This window comes from Paraburkholderia ferrariae NBRC 106233, assembly GCF_000685035.1.
Taxonomy (GTDB): Bacteria; Pseudomonadota; Gammaproteobacteria; order Burkholderiales; family Burkholderiaceae; genus Paraburkholderia; species Paraburkholderia ferrariae.
This window is the reverse complement of record NZ_BAYB01000007.1, coordinates 188,676-206,197: the sequence shown is the minus strand read 5'-3', so window position 1 is coordinate 206,197 and position 17,522 is coordinate 188,676. Positions and strand designations below refer to the sequence as shown.

Sequence of the window (17,522 nt, the reverse complement as noted above, 5' to 3'; positions counted from 1 at the left end):
TGTCCTCATCGGATGATCTCCTTACGTCGATCTTGTGAAATGCCGGATTTCGAGTCCGTATGCGGCTCATCAGCCAAGCTACTGAGCGAGGTTCGCCGTATCGCACGTGCAGGATAAGACATCGTCCAAATGCAGGCAGTGAGGGGACTGGCTTTCGAAGCGATGCCATACCGGCATTGCAGAACGGTTGGGATTTCCCGACTGTATGAAGTCGAGCAGATATGATTGCACCCGGTGTGCGAGAGCCTGCGCCTTCACCGCCTCTAGACCAGCCAACATCGGCGCATCGGGCCAGTAATCGAAATTGTTGAAGAAGAACGGCAACTCGTAGCAGTGGCCGGCACCCACGTGAGATTGAGGCGAGCTAAGGTCGAACTGATAGGCAAACACCGTGCCGCCCTCCTCCACCAAGGTTTTGGCAAGCTCGATCGATGGCTGCCTGAACAGCAGATCCGAGGTAATGTCGACCAAGACCGAATACGGGCTCCCCTGGAGTCGCCGGTTCAGGAGCTGCTCATAGCGGGTCAAGCCTAACGCACCCAGTAGCTCCTCGAACCGTTCCCGCACCTCGTCGGCAGTCGCATTCACCGCAGCGGGATTGCCGGCAAAAAAGCTTCCGGTTTCATCGCGAGTCCAACCTATCATCAAAGGCTTCGGCGCAAATTTCGCGGATGCCTGAGTTGGGCTAGCAGGAACAAGTGCGTCGCAAACCGGTATGAATCCGGTGGGCACCGACGCGAAGCGCACCTTCGATGCGAGTAGTCTTCCCTGGACGGCCAGCACTGCATCGAGCGGCATTTCCATAAGCGTGCGCTCCGATGCGCTGATCTCGCCAAGCTTGCAGTAGTGCTCCCCAAGCGCCGCCGCTTGTTCCGGCTGGAGAGGCTCGACACCTGGGTAGCTAAGCATGACCGCGGCCCGCGGAATCGCTGAGGTCGATTCCATCGCCATCAGCAACTGCGTGTACCACGCACCGGCGGATTGCCCCGCGATCACGATCGCGTCCGGATCTCCGCCGAAATGTTCGATGTTGTCCTTCACCCAGGCGAGCGCCATGGCAATATCCCGCACGGAGTAGTTCCCCTCCGCAACACCGGGCAGATAGAGATTGCCGAGAATGCCAAGTCGATAATTGATCGTCACAACGATCACCCGACCGGTCCGCGCCAACTCGGCGCCGTTATAGCATGGCAACGCGCCGCCCCCGGTAAGGAATCCACCGCCGTGAATCCAGAACAAAACAGGCAATCGGTCCTTGAGTGAAGGTGTGAAGACGTTGACGCGAAACGCATCCTCCGACAATGCTGCGCCGCGCGCCGTGGCACCCATCACGAAATCGAGACGACTCGGCGACTGCGGGAAGACCGGTCCCGGCCGCGTACAATCCCTCACCCCCTGCCACTGCGCGGGTGGAAGAGCGTCGCGAAAGCGCCCGCCATCCGACGCATATGGGATATCGAAGAAACTCAGTACACCATTGTCGCTAACACCGCATAGCGTCCCTTGTTCGCAGCGTGCTTCTATCCTTCGCGTGTCATTTTTCGATTCAATGCCCATACAAGCTCTCTCCATTCGTCGTTCCATTTCATTGCTGTACTACCATGCCGCCACCCGCAGGCGAAGCGGCTAATCGATCCGCCCGAGTAGCCGTCTCGCAGTCGTCGTCAGAAATTGCAAACCATGAGAAAGCCAACGTAGGCGATAGTAGTTCGTCACTCCGCAGGGGACATTTCCTCCCCATTGGAGATAGCGCCATTCAATGCTTAAAATATATGCATGATGCTGATTCCGACCATCGTCTGTGAATCGGAGCTAGAGGGGCTCAGTTGAGTCGAGTTGATACGAGCAAGTGCACCCTCACCGGATGCCTTCTGCCAGTCATAAGTACCGTACACCGACGTACGCTTGGAGAGCCGATAGGTCAACGTAGCACCAACTTGATTCGCGTGTACGTTGTCGAGTGCATCGTTGCCTCCCATATACGTGTATGTCGTAGCGAGGTTCCAGAACGGCGAAATGTCGTAGCTCACGGTCGCATCGACTGCATCAATCTGCGCCGCAGTCGCCGTATTGTGGGAAATTGTTCCCAGCACCGCGAATTGAACGGCCTCGACCTTGTACTTGGCGCCCACGCCGATATTGCGGATACCATCATTGCCGTTGCCGATCGTAGGCGACTTTGCCGAGGTGTACACGGCGGCGAGCCCCCCCGAACCGAACTCATAATCGATACTGAAACTCGATGAGCTGGAATTCCCGAATTGACCGGCTACGCCACCAAAACCGTACATCGCGCCAAACGTCAAACCACTGAAATTTGCGCTCTTGAACTTGACGGCGTTGTTGAGTGCCTCGCCATTGAGCCGGTCGAAGTCGTAAGCGCCACCAATCACGTACGGGACGCCGAATGCCGGAAACGGACCCTGATGAGCGCCGTATAGCCCCTGATAGAAGGTGCCCGAATATTGATGGACGGTCAGAGTGTCGAACATGAAGTCGCGCTGTTGACCAAAGGTCAACGAGCCGTATTGGTCGGCCAGACCAACGTATGATTCGCGAGAAAACAAACTTCCGGGGGCCCCAAGAATCGTTCCGTTGTTCATTGAGAACAGGGTGCCCAGATAGAAAAGCGCCTGCAGCCCGCCGCCGAGATCTTCCTTGCCCTGGATCGAGATTGTATTTGGCCGTAGAACGCCAGAGTCCTCATAGACGCTCGAGTGCCCCGCGACGTTGCTCGTATAGCCGATCCCTGAGCCAAGAAATCCTGTTATATAAACACTGCTCTGTGCCAGGGAAACAGACGAATACCCCAATAAAACACAACCCACGCCGCCCCAAAGTTTCACGCCTTTTCCGATTCTCACTCCGATCTCCTTTGCAACATCTCGTCGTTTATGTGCAATGTCCTGAAGTCTGGCGTCGTGCAAGTCCAGATTCCGGTCGATGTTGCTATGGATGGAGACGAAACAAAACGGAAAAAAACGATTACCCCCTTGAAGGGATTTCCACCCGCTTGCGCAAGCATGCGGGGACGAAGGACGCATATCCACGGAGGCGGACCATATAGGAGAGCACTCACAGGGGACGTACTACGGGTCGATATCGTCGACATCGTGCATAGCAAATCCGAACTACTTGCCACGGAACGACCGCGTCCCCTGGTATTTTGCGTCTTTGTATTGGCCGCCTCTCTGCTCGCCACGCGGATACGGATAGTCCGCCCCAGCATTAACCCTCTTCCTCAATGACGTCCACGAGCAGCCGTAGCGCGCATTTATCGAACACGGCGCTCTCCACCAAAGGCTGGTCCACGTAAGAGGATTACTGATTGGGACGGTCCTCACTGAGGATATCGCGCTCGCGCCAGGCGTCATCGGCATACCCCTGCAGAAACGCGACGCTGCCGCCGCCATGTGCGAGTCAGGAAGAAGTGGACAATCGAAATTTCACCGAACGCTCGCTAATGCCAGGCGTGTATGCAACCTGGTCAGTGGGCGATACAAACGGACTTCAGCTCGGTGAACCCCTCGACGGCATAGCGGCCGAACTCGCGACCGATCCCCGACTGCTTGTAGCCGCCGAACGGCAAGTTCGGGTCAACCGGAACATGGCTGTTGATCCATACCGTCCCTGCCTCAATTCGAGGCACCAGGTTCATCGCCATTGACAGATCATTGGTCCATAAACTTGCAGCAAGACCGTATGGCGTATCGTTCGCCAACCTCACCGCTGTGTCGACGTCGTCGAACGGAACGACCACGACTACGGGACCGAAGATCTCGTCTCGAATCAATGTTGACTCGGACGATTGAGCGACGAACAACGCCGGCTCGATAAAATACCCTGGCGACTCGGGCATAGCTCCGCCGCAGACGAGCTTTGCACCGTCGTGCTGTCCGCTCGTGATGTATCGAGAAACGCTTTGCCTATGGCGCTTCGAAACTAGTGGAGTAACCTGAGCAGCTTGATCCATGCCTGGGCCGAGCGTCAATTCACGCATCGCTGCCGACACCCCTTCGACCACCGCATCGAAACGCTTACGCTGCACATAGAGGCGCGACGCTGCTGCGCAAACCTGTCCTTGATTCAGGAATGCCCCCATCATCACGCCACCGATCGCCTTGTCCACATCGGCGTCGTCGAGCACGATCATCGGATTCTTTCCGCCGAGCTCCAGCGTAATTCGCGTCATGTTTTCGATCGCAGCGCGCCCGACATGCTTGCCGACTGAGGTCGAGCCCGTGAACGAAATTTTCCGGACCAGACTGGAGGCGACCAACGCCTGCCCGACCGCGGCATCCGCCCCGGCCACGATATTGAATACGCCGGGAGGGACACCCGCCTCGAGAGCGAGTTCAGCCAGCCGCAATGCCGTCAACGGCGTTTCCGGTGCCGGCTTCAGGACGACCGTGCAGCCAGCAGCCAAGGCGGGGATCAACTTCCAGACGGCGATCATCAACGGAAAATTCCACGGAACGATCGCAGCGACGACACCGATCGGCTCCCGCCGTGTGTAAGCCGTGTAGCGGCTGCCAGGCGGCACCGGAATCGAGACGTCTAGCGTTTCACCGGTGAGTTTCGTCGACCAACCCGCCATATACCGTGCATATTCGATGGATGCGCCTACCTCGATCGCGCGCGACAAATGAATTGACTTGCCCTGATTGAGCGTCTCGATCTGTGCAAGAGCTTCGGCATGCTGCTCGATGATCGAGACCAGGCGTAGCAGGATACGCTCGCGATCCGCTGGGCGCAGTCCGGACCAGACGCCCGACACGAATGCACGATGCGCGCTCGCAACAGCCAGATCCACGTCACCGGCATCGCCGTCGGCAACCTGCGACAGCGCGAGGCCGGTCGCGGGGTTGAATACGTCGTAGTAGCGCCCTGCGAGACCCGGCACACTTCTACCATCGATGAATAAGCCGTGGCGGCGCTGAACGAAAGCGTCGACTTCCTCCAGCACGGATACCAAATCTTGCGTCATGTCGTTCTTCCTCTTCGTTACACGGCAAGCGCGAAATCCGCGCATCGTTCCGCGATCATGATGGTCGGAGCATTCGTGTTGCCGGACACGATCGTCGGCATGATCGAGGCGTCGCACACACGCAATCCCTCGACACCATTGACCTTCAGCAACGGCGAAACGACCGCCGCGACATCGCTGCCCATGCGGCAAGTACCCGCCGGGTGATAAACGGTTTTCGCGTGGTGGCGGACATAATCCTCGAGCTCGCGGTCGGAAACGTCCGCCTCACGCGACGGTTTGATTTCCTCGCTAACGACTCGCGCAAGCGAAGGCGCTCGCAAGATTCTTCGCGCGAGCTTGACGCCGCGTACAAGCGCTTGAACGTCCGACTCGTTTTCGAGAGCACCGCTATCAAACAGAATCGGACTGGCGGGGTCATCGTCTCGAAGCAGCACCGATCCTCGTGACTTTGGTCGGAGAATACATGGATTAATCGAAATACCATGTCCCGGCAGCGGTTCACGATCGACATCGCCGACGAGCGTCGGCAATACGTGAAACTGAATATCCGGCCGATCGCCCCCCGTCGTATCGACGAATCCACCCGATTCAACGACGTTCGATGTCAGTAGACCTGACCGGAAGAGTTTCCATTGCAATCCATGCCGTAGCGCTTTCAGCCCCCTGTCGTTACCCAGGAGGCTGATGGGCTCGCATGCACGGCCATAGATCGACACTTCGAGGTGGTCCTGATAGTTGCGACCGACGCCCGGGCTGTCATGAACCACGGCGATGCCGCGTTCACGCAGATGCTCGGCAGGGCCCACACCGGATAGCATGAGCAGCTTCGGCGTCGCGAGTGCTCCGGCCGCGAGAATCACTTCGGCGCGCGCAAGCGCGGAGCCTGACTCTCCGTTCTTCGCCCGCCATTGCACACCCGTGGCACGCCGGCCATCGATCGAAATACGGGTAACGAGCTTTCCGGTCGCGATTGTCAGATTCGGCGCCCCCCGCACTTCGGCCAGATAGGTAGCAGCCGTGCTGCCTCGTTGACCATCGAACGTAGTCGTGTGATAGAAGCCGAATCCGGATTGATCTTGCCCGTTGAAATCGTCGTTGTAGCCGAAACCCGTTTCCTGAGCCGCTCGCACGAACGCAAGACTCAGCGGATGCCGATAGCGAGTATCGCTTACCTTCAACGGCCCCTGCGTACCGTGAAACGGTTCCGACAGCCGCATATGGCTTTCCGCCCGCTTGAATACCGGCAGCACCTCACTCCAGCTCCATCCCGTGCAACCAAGCGTCGCCCATCCGTTGTAGTCGAGCGACGTGCCTCGGATGTACACCATCGCGTTGACCGAACTGCCGCCACCGAGCGTGCGACCTTGCGGTACGAAAGTCTGCCGCCCGGCTGCCGCGGCCTGGGGTTCGCTCGTGAATACGGTCGCGCGTTCGGTGCCGAGCACACGAATGAACGTGGCCGGCATCTGAATGAATATGCTGTTGTCAGGCGGACCATCCTCGAGCAGCAGTACGCTCTTGCCTGCCTTGACGAGCCGGTGTGTCACGGCACAGCCGGACGATCCTCCGCCAACGACGATATAGTCGTAGGTCTCCATCCTGTTCTTTCTCCTCGTTGCGAGGCGGCGCGAGTGTCACGCCGCCTTGAGCGAGCAGATTAGCAATGCATCGGAGTGGAGATTTGTCTGGCTGGGACGCTCTGTTTGACCGGAATTGCCGTCTCGTCGTGTGGATCAGACCTCTCTGGGTGTGCCCTTTCCGGACATGCTAGCGCGCGTCTGCGTCGGCGTTTCACCATAACGCCCGCGATAACTGCGACTGAAGTGCGCGCTATTATTGAAGCCCCATCGGAATGCAATCTCGCTGACGCACAGATGCCTCAGCGACGGATCCCGGAGATCCGCATGACAGCGTTCGAGACGTCGCGACCAGACGAAGCGTGTGATCGACATACGCTCGATTTCAAAAACACGTGCCAACTGGCGCGGGGACATGTTCATCGCACGGCTTATCGAATTGCAGTCGAGTGCTTCGTCGCCAAGATGGGCTTCAATGTAGGCTTTCGTGCGCTGCAACAAATGAATCGTCGATCTCGAGGCAGACGGGCTGCCGTCGCGAATCACCAGTGCCGATTGCAACAGATCAAGCACCCGCATCCCCCGCTGTTCCCGCTCGTGGGACGCCAAGCTGGACGGGACGCAAAGCAGTTCCTGAATTTGCTTGACGACCCAGCGTGTCACGCCGTCCGTGTGATCGATCTTGATCAGATCGCGGTAGCGCCAGGGTCCCACGCTGGTCTCGAAGACTTTGCGCGGGATATCGAGCACGGTCATTGCCATATCGTCGGGAAAACCGTGCCCGTAAGGGCTTGCCGTATCGTAAACAACGACGTCACCGGGCTTGTGCAGCATGCAGTTGACGCCCTGGAACGTATAGCCGCTGCCCGAGTTCATCAGGCAAACGAACACCGCGTCGCGCTGGTCCGCACGGATGCATTGTGACGATCGCACGATCGCATGCCGGTTCGCGGCGATATCGCACGCTTTGAACAGCAAGAAATCGTGCTGTGTCAGCGTCGCATCGATTCCGTCCAGCGTCGATCCGTTGCATTCGAGCCGCACGAGCATGCGCGCGACGCTATCGATCCAGAAGTCGATTCGTTCGTCCTGGTGCAGCGAGCGGGTTGAAATCGTGGTCTCTTCCTGGCCGGTTGTCGACATGATCATGGCTCCGGACATGCTGTTTTACCTGGCTCCGAGCAGACCCCGGACCCCCTCCCCCCGAAGGGGAGCCCAGTTTACCAAGACGGAAAACGCCGAAGTATCCTCGCGAACCCGCAAACCGTTGTTTTTCGTTCTTGCGCCTTACAAGTTTCTAGCCTCCCCCGCGGGTACTTTTCGTCAAATGCTGAATTGAAATCGTGTCCCACTTGGTCAATCGATGCGTCTCGCCCGATCAAAGTACCGGTTCATTAATTTTCTATCTTATGGCCCATTACACAACCCGTGAGGAGACGATTCATGACTGCCATAAGCCATCTGCGCTCATTGCTTCCAAATGAAGTATTCGAGCACCCGGACAATCAATGCTTCGGGGAGGCATGATGCGCCCCAGCTATGAAAACCGACTGCTCCTGATTCTGTCGTTGAGCTTTGGCTTCGTGTTCTTCGACAGACTGGCACTGTCGTTTCTTTTCCCATTCGTTTCAAACGAGCTGAACCTAACCAACGCAGACCTCGGAATGCTTTCCTCGGCGCTGTCGCTAACCTGGGCGATCTCGGGCGCGACTCTTGGCGCATGGTCGGATAAGCGTGCATCGCGCAAGCCCGTATTGATCGCCGCAGTTATCGCATTTTCGGTGCTTTCTTCGTTGTCCGGTCTGGTCACCGGGTTCCTGTCGCTGCTGTTGTTCCGGGCGCTGATGGGTATCGCCGAGGGCCCTGTACTGCCAGTTTCGCAGTCGCTGCTCGCCGATGCATCCACGCCAGCCCGCCGCGGCCTGAACATGGGCATCGTCAACGGTTCGGCGCCCGGCTTGCTCGGAGCCGTCATTGGACCGCCCGTGCTCGTGTGGCTAGCGACCACTCACGGATGGCGCACCGCGTTTCTGTTGTCGATTGCACCCGGTATTATCATCGCACTCCTGATCGCATGTTATGTGAAGGAATCCAGATCGAAAGGACGCGGCGACTCGATCAACATAGCGCATGATCGCCGGTCTTTATCGAACTGGGCTGCGCTGCTGAAGAACCGCAACATTGCCCTCTGTGTCGTCATCGCATGTTTCTACCTGACCTGGTTTGTCACGATCGTCTCGTTCGCGCCCACCTTTCTGGTTCAATTTCACCACTTTTCCGCGCGGACGATGAGCTATGTCATGAGTATGCTCGGTTTCGCATGGGTCGGCTGGGGCTTCGTCGTCCCCGCGATTTCTGATCGAATTGGGCGAAAGCCTGCCATGGTGATCTTCTCGTTGATCGCGGCTGTCTGCCCGATTTTGATGATTTACGTGACTGACGCCGCCACGATGGCTCCGCTCGTCCTTGCGACTTATACGGGACTCGGTTGCTTCACGCTGTTCATGGCAACTATCCCTGCAGAAAGTACGAATCCACGCACCATCGCAACAGCGCTCGGCTTGATCATGGGCGTCGGTGAACTGGTCGGCGGCTTTCTATCCCCCACCATCGCCGGCTTCGCAGCCGACCATTACGGAATGCCCGTCGTGATGTGGATCGCGTCCGCAGGAGCACTCGTTCCTGCCCTGCTCTCCTGCTTTCTGCGCGAAACAGCACCGGCTCGTATCAGCGCCGGCAGCGCGCGGCAGATGGCCAGCATCGACTGATGTGATTGGGATCTTTCGCTGGGCGAAGGCAGACCGACTCCCCAGCGAGAGTAAATAAATATTGGAGACGAAACGTGCATATGAAGGATCGACTCGGTAAGGTATTGGTCGTCACAACTGGTTTAATGTTTGCGGCAGGAGCCCACGCCCAAAGCAGTGTCACACTGTATGGAATGGCCGATGCTGGATTGCTGTTTCTCAGTAAGACGCGAAATACGTCAGGGGGAGATGGCGGCAGGCTGGTGAGCTTTACCGATAGCGGGCTGGTGCCATCGCTATTAGGCCTGACCGGCAAAGAGGATCTCGGCGGCGGCCTCTCAGCCGAGTTCAAGCTGGAAAGCGGCATCGACATAGCCAATGGTGGCTTCAACGATTCGAACGGGAATTTCTTTGGGCGCCAAGCCTATGTCGGCCTGACGGGAGGATTTGGCGAGATAAAGGCTGGCCTGCAATTCTCACCCTTCTTCGACACCCTCTTCGACCTCGATCCGCGCGGCCTCTCGCAATTTGGCAGCAGTCTGCCGATCTATTTGAACAACGCCGCTGCAACGGGTGTGTTCAACGCCAATGCGCTCTCTTACACGAGTCCGCGAATGGCCGGACTCCAGGGCAGTGTGATGTTCGCGCTCGGGGGCGCGGCAGGCAACTTCGCTGCGGGACGCCAGTACTCAGCGAGTCTGTCGTATCAATGGAGCGGGCTGACGATCGATGCGGCCTTTTACGATGGCAATCCCGGCGGAACTGTGCAAACAATCCCGCCGTCGACGCTCGGGTTCGAAGGCCGGATGATCGGGGCAGCGTATCAATATGGAAAGCTGACAGCCAAGGTATCGTTCACGAACTACAAAATGGCGGAGACCGGAGCAAACAACAATGTCTATGGAGGTGGGGTCGATTACGCCCTCACGCCAGCGGTCGATTTGAATGGCGGCATCTGGTACATCAGTAATCGCAACGACCGTTCGAGCCATTCGCTAATGAGCGCGCTCGGCGCATCTTACTTCCTGTCGAAGGCGACAACACTTTACACGCAGGTGGGGACAGTCAGCAATCGTGGCCAGGCGAGTCTCGGCCTGCAGGTCGGAGATGCACCCGCATCTCTGTCTGCGCCGTACGGAACGACGGTGGGGGCGACCATCGGCATTCGCCACGTCTTTTGACCGCCTTGGCAGCAACATCACTCGGTGCCTTTTGCGAAGCACGCCATTGATTCGTCGTGCTTCCGCAAGTCAGTGCGAACAGGATCGGCGCGACGATGATGCGAGCGTTGAAGCCGCGCAGTGGATTAGAACTGCGGCTCCAGCGCAGCCTCTTGTCGACGCCGGCGTTGTCTTCGTGCAAAGCCGCGGAGTGGTATGACCGGTGTGTCGGGGCCGGCGTAGCGTGGCCGCGCCCGCCGCATCGATTACTTCGAATGCATCAAGCCGATATCGGGCTTCGACGAGTGGCCGGACGTACTTGCCTTCGGGCAGCGAAAAGATCGGCACTACCTCCCAACCGTCACTCGTGAGCTTCTCTCCGATATCCTGGGTCGGGTAGGCTTCATCTGCAGAAGCGATCCGTGTTGTTCAACATGCCGGGTAACTCTCTCCCAGCGTCTCCGAGCCTATGAATCGGGGGACATTTGCCCACCCGCGCGACTTGCCCATGCCTGAACGCGGAACGCGCCGGTTGTCCAACGTCCCGTTGCAGCCACCTCAAACGTCCACTTCGACCACAGCCGCACCGTAACGCTCTATGAATTCGCGACGTGGACCGACGTCTTCGCCCATCAACACAGAAAACAACCGGTCCGCCTCGATGGCGTCCTCTATCCTGACCTGTAAAAGACGCCGGGCATCGGGGTCCATCGTCGTCTCCCATAGTTGCGCGGGATTCATTTCGCCCAGCCCCTTGTAACGCTGACGCGCCACACTTCGGCCAGCCTCGTCGAGCAGCCATTCGAGCGCGGTCGGAAAGTCGCTTGCCGTGCGTTCGCGCCGGCGCTCGCCCGCTCCACGTGCCACGCTCACCTGCTGAGCAAAGCGCTGCGCCAGTTCGGTGCCAATCCGGGTAAGCGTCCGAAAATCGGCGCTGCGCAGCATGTCCTGTGTGACGATGCTGTGCTTGTCGTTGCCCAGATGACGGCGCACGACATGAAGCCGCGGATAAACGGAGCCAGCCGCCAGTTCCGCCCACACCGACGCGCCACGCAGCCGCGCGGCGAGCTGTTGCGCGCATTCGCTCGCCATCTCCGGCGTATCGAGGCACAGCGGCTGCCCACGAAAGACGGCGTCGAGCACGAGGCGATCCATGTGCAAGGAAAGCCGCTGCAACGCGAGTTGCGCGAGCTGACATTCGCGCGCAAGCGCGAGAAGCGCTTCGCCTTCGATGGCCTCCCCGTTCGGGCCGCAACGCACGCTCGCGCCTTCGAGCGCGATATCGAGCAGCCACCGCGAGAATTCCGCGTCGTCCTTCAGATAGCGTTCCGTCTTGCCGTGCCGCACCTTATAGAGCGGCGGCTGCGCGATATACACATGACCGCGCTCGATCAACTCCCGCATCTGCCGATAAAAGAACGTCAGTAAAAGCGTGCGGATATGCGCGCCGTCCACGTCCGCATCGGTCATGATGATGATGCGGTGATAACGCAGCTTGTCGATACGCAAGTCCCCGGCGCCAATGCCGCACCCTAGCGCCGTCACGAGCGTCACGATCTCGCCCGACGACAAGACCTTCTCGTCCCGCGCCCGCTCGACATTCAGGATCTTGCCGCGCAACGGCAGGATCGCCTGGAACGCTCGATCGCGCCCCTGCTTCGCACTGCCGCCCGCCGAATCGCCCTCGACCAGATAGATTTCCGAGCGCGCCGGATCGCGCTGCTGGCAATCGGCCAGCTTGCCGGGCAAGCCGGAACCGGCGAATACCGATTTGCGACGTGTCATCTCCCGTGCGCGCCGCGCGGCCTCACGTGCACGCGCGGCGCCCGTGATCTTGTCGCAGATGGCGTGCGCGTCCGCAGGGTGTTCCTGCAGCCATTGCGCAAGCGCCGCACCGACGATGTCCTCCACGGCGGCGCGCGCTTCCACGCTGACCAGCTTGTCCTTGGTCTGGTTGCCGAACTTCGGGTCGGGCAGCTTCACGTTGATGACACAGGCGAGGCCTTCGCGGAAGTCCTCACCCGTGAAGCCGGCGTTGCCTTTCTTCATGAAGCCGTTGTCTTCGGCGTATCTGCCGAGCACCCGCGTCGTGGCGGCGCGCAAGCCGGTGAGATGCGTGCCGCCATCGCGCTGCGCGATGTTGTTGGTGAAGCACAACGTGGTTTCGCCGTAGGCATCGTTCCATTGCATGGCGACATCGACGCTCACGTCTGCCGCGCCGATCCTGCGCGTGCCGCTCGCATGGAAAATGCTGTCCTGAATCGCACGCTTGCCGCCATTGGCGTAGTGCACGAAGCCCTTTACGCCGCCCGCGCACGCGAAGTCTTCTTCCCTGCCGGAGCGCTCATCGACGAGGCGAATGATCAGCCCTTCGTTGAGAAAGCTGAGTTCGCGCAGTCGCGCCGACAACACGTCGAAGCTGAACGCACCGTGATGAAAGATTGCCGCCTCCGGCAAGAAGTGCACGCGTGTGCCGCGCCGGTCGGCAATGCCGATTACGCGCGCGGGACTGATGAGGACGCCCTCGTCCGTCTTCGTGACGATCCGGTCCTGCAACACGCCTTGCCGGAACGACAGCGCGTGCGTGCGCCCCGCGCGCCAGATCTGCAACTCGAGCCACGTGCTCAGCGCGTTCACGCAACTCACGCCCACGCCGTGCAGACCGCCGGAAACTTTGTAGCTGTTCTGGTCGAACTTGCCGCCCGCATGCAGTTCCGTCAATGCAATCTCGGCGGCGGAGCGCCTGGGCTCATGGCGGTCGTCATGTTTCACGTCGACCGGAATGCCGCGGCCGTTGTCTTCGACGGATAGCGAGCCGTCCGCGTGCACCGTCACCAGTACGAAGTCGCAATGCCCGGCCATCGCTTCATCGATGGCATTGTCCACGACTTCGAACGCCAGCTGATGCAGGCCGGAACCATCCGCCGTGTCGCCGATATACATGCCCGGACGCTTGCGGACGGCATCCAGTCCTTCGAGAATCTGAATCTGCGCGGCGGAGTACGCGCTCGCGGCCGGCGTCGCGGGCGTCTTCGGATTAGCCGACATTGAGATTCCCGCTCAGACCCGCATGGAACGCGCGGCTGCGTTCGTCGAGACCGGTCAATTGCACCTCGATGCCGTGCTGCCGGTACTTCAGTTCAATGGCATCGAGTGCGGCCACCGTCGATGCATCCCAGATCTGCGAATCCGAAAAATCGATGACGACGGTGCGCGGATCGCCCCCATACTCGAAGCGGTCAACCAGATCGTTGCTGCTGCCGAAAAAGAGCGGGCCATGCACCTCGTAGCGCACGCTCTGCTGATCGGCGGACACCCTGCGCGTGGTGCGGATCACGTGCGCCACGCGGCGCGCGAACAGCACCGTCGCAAGCAGCACGCCAGCGACCACGCCAAGCGCGAGATTGCCGGTATAGACGGTCAGTCCGACCGATACGAGCATGACCGACGTCTCCATCAGCGGCATGCGCCTGAGTGTCGCCGGACGCAGGCTGTGCCAGTCCACCGTCCTGGCTGCAACGACCATCATGACGCCGGCGAGCGCGACCATGGGAATATGCGCCATCACCGAGCTCAGGCCCGTCATCAGCAACAACAGCGTACCGGCGGCGGCCAGCGTGGATACGCGCGTGCGCGCCCCCCCGATACCGACGTTCACGACCGTTTGCCCGATCATCGCGCAGCCGGCGATACCCCCGAACGCGCCCGCGCACAGGTTGCCAAGACCGAGCGCCCACGATTCGCGCGTCTTGTTGGAGCGCGTCTCCGTCATTTCATCGACGAGCTTCGCGGTAAGCAGCGTTTCCAGCAAGCCGACGAACGCGATGCTGATCGACGTCTGCCAGACGATCTTTAGCGTGCCCAGATCGAAAGGCACGGTCCAGGGCGTGAGACCCGGCAAATCCGCCGGCCCAGGATGATCGCCGCCGACAGTCGGCACGGCCCACTGCAGCGCTGCGGCCACGCCGGTCGCCACGACGATCGCGATCAACGGCGACGGCACCGCGCGCGTCACACGCGGCCCGATCAGCACGATGGCAAGCGTGATCGCAAGAAGCAGATAGACTGCAAGCGGTTTGCCGATCACATGGGGCAATTGCGCGCTGAAGATGAGAATGCCCAGCGCGTTGACGAAGCCGAGCATCACCGAGCGCGGGATGAAGCGCACGATGCGCGCGAAACCGAGCACACCGAACGCCACCTGGATGAGGCCGCCGAGCAACACCGCAGGAAGGAGGTAGCCGGCGCCGTGCGCGTGCACCATTGGCCCGACGACGAGCGCGACGGAGCCCGCCGCGGCAGTGACCATCGCGGGGCGTCCACCGAACAGCGACGTGACGATCAGCAAGACCACCGAAGCAAACAGGGCCGAACGCGGTTCGACCCCTGAAATAAAGGAGAAAGAGATCACCTCCGGAATGAGCGCGAGGCTCGTGACCACGCCCGCGAGCACTTCGCGCAGCAGTAGCGCGCGCGATGCGGGCAAGGCGATGCGCGAGTTGGCGCGGGGTGTTTCGATCCTGTTCACAGGATTTGTCATGACAGTAACCGGTTTGTTTGAGACGAGAAACGCGGCGCAGGTCGACGACTCGCGCCGCGCGTCCAGGCGCATCACACGTGCATCACACGCGCACGATGCATCGGAATCCGATATGACTCGTCGCCGTATCGAGCGTCTGGCCCTGACGGGCTGCGGGTCGATAACGCAGGCAATAGCTCGGCGCGCACAAATGGGAGCCGCCCTTCACGACGTTGCGCACGTCGGGATCGTCCAGCCCCGAGGACGGGATGCAGCATGCCCTGGCTTCTTCGACACCCGGCGCGTTGCCGTAACGCGTCGTGGTCCATTCCCACACATTGCCCGCGACGTCGTAAAGACCGTAGCCGTTGGCCGGATAGGACTTCACCGGCGAGGTGCGCTCATAGCCGTCGAGCGCCGTGTTCTGCCACGGAAATTCGCCTTGCCACGTATTCGCCATCTGCCGCCCTTCGGGCGCGAACTCGTCGCCCCACGGATAGGCGGCGCCATCGAGGCCACCGCGCGCCGCGTATTCCCATTCGATTTCGCTGGGCAGCGACTTGCCTGCCCACGCCGCATACGCACTCGCATCCGCGAACGACACATGCACCACCGGATGATCCGCGAGGCCTTCGAGATCGCTGCCCGGCCCTTGCGGATGACGCCAGCTCGCGCCGGGCACGTACGCCCACCAGTTGCGGTAATCACGCAACCCGACGCGGGACGAAGGCTGCGTGAACACGAGCGACCCCGGACACAACAGAGCAGGATCCGCATCCGGATAGCGCGACGGATCGGGCTGCCGTTCGGATACGGTGAGATACCCCGTGGCGTCGACGAACGCCTCGAACTGTGCGTTCGTCACCGGATGCGTGTCGATCCAGAAGCTTGCCGCCGTGGCGCGCCGCGCCGGACGCTCCTCGCGATAGAAAACATCGGAACCCATCGTGAACTCGCCGCCCAAAATCCGCACCATGCCTTCAGTGCGAGCCGCTTCATTCGATGGCGCCAGTCCCGCAGCCTTCGCGCGGGAGCAGCAGCATACACGCTTCTCGGGTCGTGCGTCCGTCATCGGCGCGCTCATGGCGTCAGGAGTTGAAAACCGACTTCGGCACGAACTCCAGCGCGGAGCCCGGCGGAATCAGTTCTTCCTGCTTCACGCTCTCGTCGAACTCACGCACAACGCGATGCGCGTGCTGCATGACCCACCACCGCACATAGCGCTGGTTCACGGCTTCGCGCTCCTTCGGGTCTTCCTGCAGGTGCGTGATGCGTGCAAATCCGAGCGGCAATTCGGGGTCGTGGAAATGCTGCTGGCGTTTGAAGTTGATCTTGAAGTCCTTCCATTTTACCGCATGCAGTTCGTCCTTGAGCCACACCATGCACGACTCGCGGTTCGACGTCGTCTGTTCGCCGAGGAAGAACCGGGTCTGGTCCTGGCCGTCGATGAGCCGGTCCTTCGGGGTCTCCTCACCGGCGAAGTTCAGCAACGTCGTGAACATGTCGGTGACGTGCACCATTTCATTGCTCTCGACGCCCGCCGGAATGCGTCCCGGCCAGCGCGCGAGCAACGGCGTACGGATGCCCCCTTCCGCCGAACTGAAGTACGAGCCGTCGAAGAAGCCGCCCGTGCCGCGACCGGCGAGGTGATCTTCCGCACCGTTGTCGCCGCAAAGAATGACGATGGTATCGTCGGCCACGCCCAGACGGTCGAGCTCATCGAGCAGCACGCCGAAGTCGTGATCGAGCATGAGCAGACAGTCGCCCCAGTCGCCGTTGGTGCTCTTGCCGACGAACTCGTCCCGCGGCAACATCGGGAAATGCATCAGCGAGTGATTGAAGTAGAGGAAGAACGGCTCGTCGTTCTTTACGCAACGCTGCATGAAGTCGATGCCGCGCTTCTGATACTCAAGGTCGCAGGTCTTCTTGGTTTCCATCGTGAGCTGCTCGTCGAGCAGCGGCTTCGTGCCTTTGCCCTTGAAGCCTTCGTGCATGTGCGAGTAGCCGTCGCGCTCGGGAACATAGTGCGGATCTTCGAGCCACATGCATTCGTCATACGTGCGCAGCGGTCCGTACCATTCGTCGAAACCATGGTCAATTGGAAAACGGCCGTCTTCCGCGCCGATATGCCATTTGCCGAGACACGACGACTTGTAGCCGCCTTTCGCCAGCAATTCGGCAATGGTGATTTCCCACGTCACGATTCCCCCGCCGTTGCCACCGAGCGCAATTGTGTGATTGCCAGAGCGGATCGGGTAACGGCCCGTCATCAACGCGGAACGCGTCGGCGTGCATTGCGGTTCCACCACATAGTGCGTGAGCTTGGTGCCTTCCTTGCAGAACGCGTCGATGCGCTTCGTATCCGCGCCGCGCAGCTTGCCGCCGCCGTAGCAGCCGAGTTCGCCCATGCCCAGGTTGTCGACATGGAAGAACAGGATGTTCGGTTTCTTGCTCATTGAAAAACTCCATCGAATCGGGAGCGTTATCCCCCGCTCCCGGTTAGGGATACTAATCAAACGTACGGTGCAT

At 60.1% G+C, this 17,522-nt stretch carries 11 protein-coding genes; 2 read left to right on the top strand and 9 right to left on the bottom strand.

Annotation, left to right across the window (positions count from 1 at the left end; genetic code table 11):
- Positions 1-78: 78 nt before the first annotated feature.
- The 5 genes from BFE01S_RS37885 to BFE01S_RS37880 all read right to left on the bottom strand — a co-directional run bounded on the left by BFE01S_RS37885 (position 79) and on the right by BFE01S_RS37880 (position 7,728).
- Positions 79-1,557 (bottom strand): carboxylesterase/lipase family protein, encoded by a 1,479-nt coding sequence (locus tag BFE01S_RS37885; protein WP_169742607.1) that lies wholly within the window; start codon positions 1,555-1,557, stop codon positions 79-81.
- A gap of 206 nt (positions 1,558-1,763) precedes the next feature.
- On the bottom strand, positions 1,764-2,864 hold the full coding sequence (locus BFE01S_RS07810) for a porin (protein ID WP_245621061.1): 1,101 nt from the start codon (positions 2,862-2,864) through the stop codon (positions 1,764-1,766).
- Positions 2,865-3,487: 623 nt separating this feature from the next.
- Positions 3,488-4,987, bottom strand: a complete 1,500-nt coding sequence (locus BFE01S_RS07805) for an aldehyde dehydrogenase family protein (protein WP_028224990.1) — start codon at positions 4,985-4,987, stop codon at positions 3,488-3,490.
- Positions 4,988-5,004: 17 nt separating this feature from the next.
- The gene (locus tag BFE01S_RS07800) at positions 5,005-6,588 is read right to left on the bottom strand and encodes a GMC family oxidoreductase (protein ID WP_028224989.1); all 1,584 of its coding nucleotides are present in this window, start codon (positions 6,586-6,588) and stop codon (positions 5,005-5,007) included.
- Positions 6,589-6,723: 135 nt separating this feature from the next.
- A complete protein-coding gene (locus tag BFE01S_RS37880) occupies positions 6,724-7,728 on the bottom strand; it encodes a helix-turn-helix domain-containing protein (RefSeq protein ID WP_245621060.1) in 1,005 nt (334 codons plus the stop codon).
- Between the two features lie 347 nt (positions 7,729-8,075).
- On the opposite strand from BFE01S_RS37880, the gene BFE01S_RS07790 reads away from it, so the two are divergent.
- Together BFE01S_RS07790 and BFE01S_RS07785 are read left to right on the top strand one after the other, a co-directional pair.
- Positions 8,076-9,335 carry an MFS transporter gene (locus tag BFE01S_RS07790; RefSeq protein ID WP_028224988.1) on the top strand — a complete coding sequence of 420 codons (1,260 nt, stop codon included), beginning with the start codon at positions 8,076-8,078 and terminating at the stop codon, positions 9,333-9,335.
- Positions 9,336-9,415: 80 nt separating this feature from the next.
- The gene (locus BFE01S_RS07785) at positions 9,416-10,495 is read left to right on the top strand and encodes a porin (protein ID WP_042337328.1); all 1,080 of its coding nucleotides are present in this window, start codon (positions 9,416-9,418) and stop codon (positions 10,493-10,495) included.
- Between the two features lie 537 nt (positions 10,496-11,032).
- Here the strand turns inward: BFE01S_RS07785 and gyrB are convergent.
- From gyrB to BFE01S_RS07765, 4 genes are all read right to left on the bottom strand, one after another.
- Positions 11,033-13,522 carry a DNA topoisomerase (ATP-hydrolyzing) subunit B gene (gyrB, locus tag BFE01S_RS37875; protein WP_042337327.1) on the bottom strand — a complete coding sequence of 830 codons (2,490 nt, stop codon included), beginning with the start codon at positions 13,520-13,522 and terminating at the stop codon, positions 11,033-11,035.
- On the bottom strand, positions 13,512-15,002 hold the full coding sequence (locus BFE01S_RS07775; RefSeq protein WP_218002899.1) for a SulP family inorganic anion transporter: 1,491 nt from the start codon (positions 15,000-15,002) through the stop codon (positions 13,512-13,514). Before BFE01S_RS07775 ends, gyrB begins: the two co-directional genes overlap by 11 nt.
- Positions 15,003-15,096: 94 nt before the next feature.
- On the bottom strand, positions 15,097-16,065 hold the full coding sequence (locus tag BFE01S_RS07770) for a formylglycine-generating enzyme family protein (RefSeq protein ID WP_281177392.1): 969 nt from the start codon (positions 16,063-16,065) through the stop codon (positions 15,097-15,099).
- 16 nt (positions 16,066-16,081) lie between these two features.
- The gene (locus BFE01S_RS07765; protein ID WP_028224984.1) at positions 16,082-17,449 is read right to left on the bottom strand and encodes an arylsulfatase; all 1,368 of its coding nucleotides are present in this window, start codon (positions 17,447-17,449) and stop codon (positions 16,082-16,084) included.
- Positions 17,450-17,522 lie beyond the last annotated feature (73 nt).

Bases quoted from the DNA above. Each gene is read 5' to 3' on its own strand.
- BFE01S_RS37885 (WP_169742607.1), bottom strand. From the start codon at position 1,557: ATGGGCATTGAATCGAAAAATGACACGCGAAGGATAGAAGCACGCTGC.
- BFE01S_RS07805 (WP_028224990.1), bottom strand. From the start codon at position 4,987: ATGACGCAAGATTTGGTATCCGTGCTGGAGGAAGTCGACGCTTTCGTT.
- BFE01S_RS07800 (WP_028224989.1), bottom strand. From the start codon at position 6,588: ATGGAGACCTACGACTATATCGTCGTTGGCGGAGGATCGTCCGGCTGT.
- BFE01S_RS37880 (WP_245621060.1), bottom strand. From the start codon at position 7,728: ATGTCCGGAGCCATGATCATGTCGACAACCGGCCAGGAAGAGACCACG.
- BFE01S_RS07790 (WP_028224988.1), top strand. From the start codon at position 8,076: ATGCTTCGGGGAGGCATGATGCGCCCCAGCTATGAAAACCGACTGCTC.
- BFE01S_RS07785 (WP_042337328.1), top strand. From the start codon at position 9,416: ATGAAGGATCGACTCGGTAAGGTATTGGTCGTCACAACTGGTTTAATG.
- gyrB (WP_042337327.1), bottom strand. From the start codon at position 13,522: ATGTCGGCTAATCCGAAGACGCCCGCGACGCCGGCCGCGAGCGCGTAC.
- BFE01S_RS07770 (WP_281177392.1), bottom strand. From the start codon at position 16,065: ATGACGGACGCACGACCCGAGAAGCGTGTATGCTGCTGCTCCCGCGCG.
- BFE01S_RS07765 (WP_028224984.1), bottom strand. From the start codon at position 17,449: ATGAGCAAGAAACCGAACATCCTGTTCTTCCATGTCGACAACCTGGGC.